A 5,259-nucleotide genomic window follows, 5' to 3' on the forward strand; every position below is an offset into this window, starting at 1 on the left:
TCCTCGTACTCGGCATCGCCTACAAGAAGAATATCGACGACATGCGGGAAAGCCCCGCGCTCAAACTGATCGAGCTGATCGAAAAGCGGGGCGCCCATGTCGCGTTCCACGACCCCCATGTGCCAGTGATCCGGCCGACGCGCGAATACCCGGAGCTGACCGGAAAGAAAGGGATCCCGGCGCTCGATGCGGAAGCTCTGGCTAGCTTCGATGCCGTTCTGATCGCGACGGATCACGACATCGTCGACTACCGGCTTCTGGTCGAGCACGCCCATCTGATCGTGGACACGCGCAACGCCTGTGCGCGACACGGAGTAAGTGGCGCAAACGTATTCAAGGCGTAACAAGCCAGGCGGATCGGCGGCCGGTCGATCCGGCTCAACGACCCCGAGCAGTTCACAACTGCTTCTGCCAAATCGTGTAAGCGAAGGCCTGCTTCATATCATCAGGTGGCCTGGACCCCGGGACATAAAAACCGCCGGGCCAGCGTCTGGCCCGGCGGTTATGAGCTATGTCTGGGAAGCAAAGGGCAAGGTCCTTCGCTTCGACGGCCTCACGCCACCTTCGCCACCACAGCCGGCTTTTCCCATTCCTCGCCCCAGATCATCACGGCATGGCCGGGTGAGACCTCGCGGAACTGGCGGACCGGCGGGACGTAGTCGGGCGCACGCACCGGGCTCTTGATCTCGTCGTTCGAGACCGGGCGCTTCTCGAGGCGCCGTGCCGGATCCGGCACAGGCACTGCCGCAAGCAGCCGCTTGGTGTAGGGGTGCTGCGGATTGCCGAAGATCGCCTCGCGCGGGCCGATCTCGACGATCTCGCCGAGATACATCACCGCCACCCGGTGGCTGACGCGCTCGACCACCGCCATGTCATGCGAGATGAAGAGATAACCGAGCTTCATCCGCTCCTGCAGCTCGAGCATGAGGTTGATCACCTGCGCCTTGACCGAGACGTCGAGCGCCGAGACTGATTCATCCGCCACGATCAGCCGCGGCTCGACCGCGAGTGCGCGTGCAATGCAGATGCGCTGGCGCTGGCCGCCCGAGAACTCATGCGGGAAGCGGCTTGCCATATCGGGCTGAAGCCCGACGCGGCGCAGCAGCTCGGCGACCTTGTCGCGGGCCTCCGAGCGGGTCGCGAGCTTGTTGATCAGCAGCGGCTCGGCAATCGCYGCGCCCACATTCATGCGCGGATCGAGGCTGGCGAAGGGGTCCTGGAAGATCATCTGCATGCGCTTGCGCCGGTCGCGCAGGGTCCGCTGGTCGAGCTTCAGCACATCCTCGCCGTCAAGCAGCACCGAGCCGGAGAGCGGCTCGATCAGCCGCATCACCGAACGCCCCGTCGTCGACTTGCCGCAACCGGATTCGCCGACCAGCGCCAGCGTCTCGCCCGCCTGCAGGCTGAAGGAGACGTTCTCGACCGCATGAACCCGGCCCTTGACGCCGCCGAGCAGCCCCGCGCGAATCTCGAAACGGGTGGTGAGCCCGCTGACCTCGAGCACCGGACGCTCGGCATGCGCCACAGTATCGGATGTCTCGGTCGGGACGTCCGACAGCCCCGTTGCGCGGTCGACCACCGGGAAGCGCATCGGCCGCTTGTGGCCAATCATCGAGCCCAGCTTCGGCACCGCTGAAAGCAACGACCGGGTATAGGGGTGCGTGGCGCGGGCGAAGATATCCTCGGTGGCGCCAGTCTCCACCGCCTGGCCGTTATACATCACCACCGTGCGGTCGGCGATCTCGGCGACAACGCCCATGTCGTGGGTGATGAAGAGAACGGACATGCCCTCCTCGTCCTGCAGGCTCTTGATGAGCTCGAGGATCTGCGCCTGGATCGTCACGTCGAGCGCTGTCGTCGGCTCGTCCGCGATCAGGAGCTTCGGCTTACAGGCCAAGGCCATCGCGATCATCACGCGCTGGCGCATGCCGCCGGAGAAGCGGTGCGGGTACTCGTTGAAGCGCGACTTCGCCGCCGGAATACGGACCTTCTCGAGCAGCCGGATCGTCTCGGCCTCGGCCGCACTGCGCGACAGGCCGCGGTGCAGGATCAGCGCCTCGGCGATCTGGAAGCCGATGGTCAGCACCGGATTCAGGCTCGTCATCGGCTCCTGGAAGATCATCGCGACTTCGTTGCCGCGGATATGGCGCATATCGGCATCGGGCAAGGTCAGCAGTTCCTTGCCGCCGAGCTTGATCGAGCCTTYGATCTTGCTCGAGCCGGGCGGTGTCAGCCGCATGATCGAGAGCGCCGTCACGCTCTTGCCGGAGCCTGATTCACCAACGACGGCCACCGTTTCCTTCGGTCCGATTTCGAAGGAGACGTCGCGGACCACGGAGCGCCACTGCCCCTCGACACGGAACGAGGTGGTCAGATGCGAAACGGAGAGAATGGGAGAGGTCATGCTGAAGCTTTCCAGTCTTTCCTAGATCACGCGGCGCGGGTCGAGCGCGTCGCGCAAGCCATCGCCAATGAAGTTGATCGAGAGAACGGTGAGGAAGATCGCGGCACCAGGGAACAAGGCCCAGTGCGGAGCGACATCGAGATGATCCTTGGCGTCGAACAGGATCCGCCCCCAGGTCGGGATGTCCGGCGGGAAGCCGAGACCAAGGAAGGACAGGGTCGATTCGGCGATGATCGCGGACGACACCTCGATGGTGCCGGCAACGATGACCGGTCCCATCGCGTTGGGCAGGATGTGGCTGACGACCTGCCGCCATTTCGTCGCGCCCGACGCACGCGCCGCCTCCACGAACTCCTTCTCGCGCAGCGAGAAGAACTGGGCCCGGACCAGGCGGGCAACAGGCATCCAGCGCAACCCGCCGATGACGACAACGATCAGGACGAAGACGCCGCCCTCAAGCCCGAAAACGGCCTTGAGCTGTTCGCGGAACAGATAGATCACCAGCAGCAGCAGCGGCAGCTGCGGCAGCGACAGGAAGAGGTCGGTGACCCACATCAGGAAGGAGTCGACATAGCCGCGCGACATGCCGGCGATCGCCCCGACGACGACGCCGACGAACGTGGCGACCACCATGGCGGCGAGGCCGACTGCGAGCGAGATGCGCCCGCCATAGATCATCCGCGCCAGAATATCCTGGCCGAGATCGTCGGTGCCGAACGGATGGCTCCAGGACGGCGTCTGCAGCTGTGCCGCGAAGTCGATATCGTTGATCGCCACAGGCCAGAGCCATGGGCCAATGACGACGCCGAGCACAAGCAGGCCGAGCACGATCGTGCTGATCATTGCCAGGCGGTGTCGGCGGAAGCGGCGCCAGGTCTCGCGCGCTGGCGAGACCGACACGCTCCGCGCCGGCGAGCCGGAAGTCGGCTCAGCGGAAGGAGATACGAGGGTCGAGCCAGCCATAAAGGAGATCCGCAATGAGGTTGAAGAAAACGACGAGGCAGGCGAAGACGAAGGTCACCGCCATGACGACAGGGGTGTCGTTGGCGAGAATCGCCGTGATCAGCAGCGAGCCGATGCCGGGCACACGGAAAATCTGTTCCGTGACGATAGCACCGCCGAAGACCGCCGGCATCTGCAGCGCGACCAGCGTGACGACCGGGATCAGCGCGTTGCGCGCCACATGCCGGATCGTCACCTTCGTCTCGCTGAGGCCCTTTGCCCGGGCGGTGGTGACGTAGTCGAGCCTGACGACGTCGAGCACGGCGGAGCGCACATAGCGCGTATAGGAGGCTGCCTGAAAGAGACCGAGCACCAGGATCGGCATCAGCGCCTGCCGCATCATCTCCCAGTACCAGCGCCAGCCTGTCGCCGCGATATCGGAGCGATAGACGAAGGGCAGCCAGTCCAGCTTGATCGAGAACAGCAGGATGAAGAGCAGGCCGGTGAAGAAGGTCGGCAGCGAGAAACCGACGAAGGCGAGCGTGTTGGCGATCTGGTCGAAGACCGAATAAGGCCGCGTCGCAGCATAGATGCCGACCGGCAGCGCGATCGCAAGCGCCAGCAGCTGCGAGCTGCCAACGACGAAGAGTGTCGTCGGGACCCGCTGCAGGATGAGATCGTCGACATTGATTCGGCTGGCGAAGGAAAAGCCCCAGTCGCCCTGCACCATGGCCGTCAGCCAGCGCACATAGCGCACCATGACCGGATCATCGATCCCGAACTTCGCGCGCAACGCCATTCGGACTTCGGGAGGCACATTGGGATTGGTCGCGAGCTCCTCGAACGGGTCGCCAGGCGCCAGCGCAAGAACCGTAAACAGGATCAGGCTGATGCCTAGAAGGCTCGGAATGGCGATGAGCAATCGCCTTATGAGGTAACTCGCCATGTACAGGTCTCTGTCAGCGTGCGGATCGGGACCGTAAACCGGAACCGAAGGATGCAGGGAGCGACGAAGACGCCCCTGCGATGATCCGGCTCCGGCCGGTCAATGAACGGTCGGTACTCACCCTTAGCGAGAGCGCATTGCGCTTTCGCTAAGGGATTGGCCGCTTCTACTAGCTGCGATACCAGCTCGCCAGTCGCCAGACGTCACTGTCCCAGCCGCTATATTTCGGCACCAGGTTGTTGGCCGCCGCGGCGACGCGCGTACGCGACAGAAGCGGCAGGATGACGTTGGCCTCGCAGAAGGCCTCATCGACCTTGATCAGCAGCGCGGCGCGCTTGGCCGGGTCGAGCTCTTTCTGCGCAGCCTTGTAGGCGTCGTCCGCTTCCTTGCTGGCGTAGCGCGAGACGTTGCGACCGAGCCACTTGTTCTCCTTGTTGGCGATCTCCCAGGAGGTGAACTGGTTGAGGAAGCGCTCCGGATCAGGCTGCGGCTGCGTCGTGGTGTACATCTCCATGTCGCAGTAGAGCTTGGTGTAGGTGTCGGGGTTGGCGACGTCCGAGGAGAAGAACACGGACGCGGTCACCGACTTCAGCTCGAGATCGATGCCGGCGCGTTGGCAGGCCTGCTTGATGATCGCCTGGGTCTTCTGGCGCGGCGCGTTGATCGAGGTCTGGAAGACGTATTTCAGCTTCTTGCCATCCTTCTCGCGGATGCCGTCGGCGCCCTTCTTCCAGCCGGCGTCGTCGAGGATCTTGTTCGCCTTCTCGACGCTGAACTCATATTTCAGCTTCTTCGACTTGAACATCTTCGGCTCGTTGACGAAGCTCGCCGTCGCCGTGCCGCCGCGGCCATAGATGAATTTCTGGATCGAATCGCGGTCGATCAGCAGGTTGATCGCCTGGCGCACGGCCGGATCGCTGAGCGTCGGATGCTTGGTCTTGACGCTCGAACGCTCGCCATCGACCTC

5 protein-coding genes are annotated in these 5,259 nt (G+C 63.9%); 1 reads left to right on the forward strand and 4 read right to left on the reverse strand.

The window, feature by feature from the left end; all coding sequences use genetic code 11:
- On the forward strand, nt 1–344 hold a 344-nt coding region (locus AC1D34_RS33735), incomplete at its 5' end, for a UDP binding domain-containing protein (RefSeq protein ID WP_476826588.1).
- A gap of 209 nt (nt 345–553) precedes the next feature.
- Here AC1D34_RS33735 and AC1D34_RS33740 read toward each other — a convergent pair.
- The 4 genes from AC1D34_RS33740 to AC1D34_RS33755 all read right to left on the reverse strand — a co-directional run.
- Complete coding sequence (locus AC1D34_RS33740) at nt 554–2,404, reverse strand: ABC transporter ATP-binding protein (RefSeq protein ID WP_476826589.1); 1,851 nt, start codon at nt 2,402–2,404, stop codon at nt 554–556.
- A gap of 21 nt (nt 2,405–2,425) precedes the next feature.
- Nucleotides 2,426–3,367 carry an ABC transporter permease gene (locus AC1D34_RS33745; RefSeq protein WP_113510930.1) on the reverse strand — a complete coding sequence of 314 codons (942 nt, stop codon included), beginning with the start codon at nt 3,365–3,367 and terminating at the stop codon, nt 2,426–2,428.
- Entirely contained in the window at nt 3,333–4,292 is a 960-nt protein-coding gene (locus AC1D34_RS33750) for an ABC transporter permease (RefSeq protein WP_113510931.1), read from the reverse strand. Before AC1D34_RS33750 ends, AC1D34_RS33745 begins: the two co-directional genes overlap by 35 nt.
- Nucleotides 4,293–4,461: 169 nt before the next feature.
- Nucleotides 4,462–5,259, reverse strand: a 798-nt coding sequence (locus AC1D34_RS33755) for an ABC transporter substrate-binding protein (protein WP_476826590.1), incomplete at its 5' end; no start/stop codon positions are given.

Source organism: Allobosea sp. P1_A7, assembly GCF_056406775.1.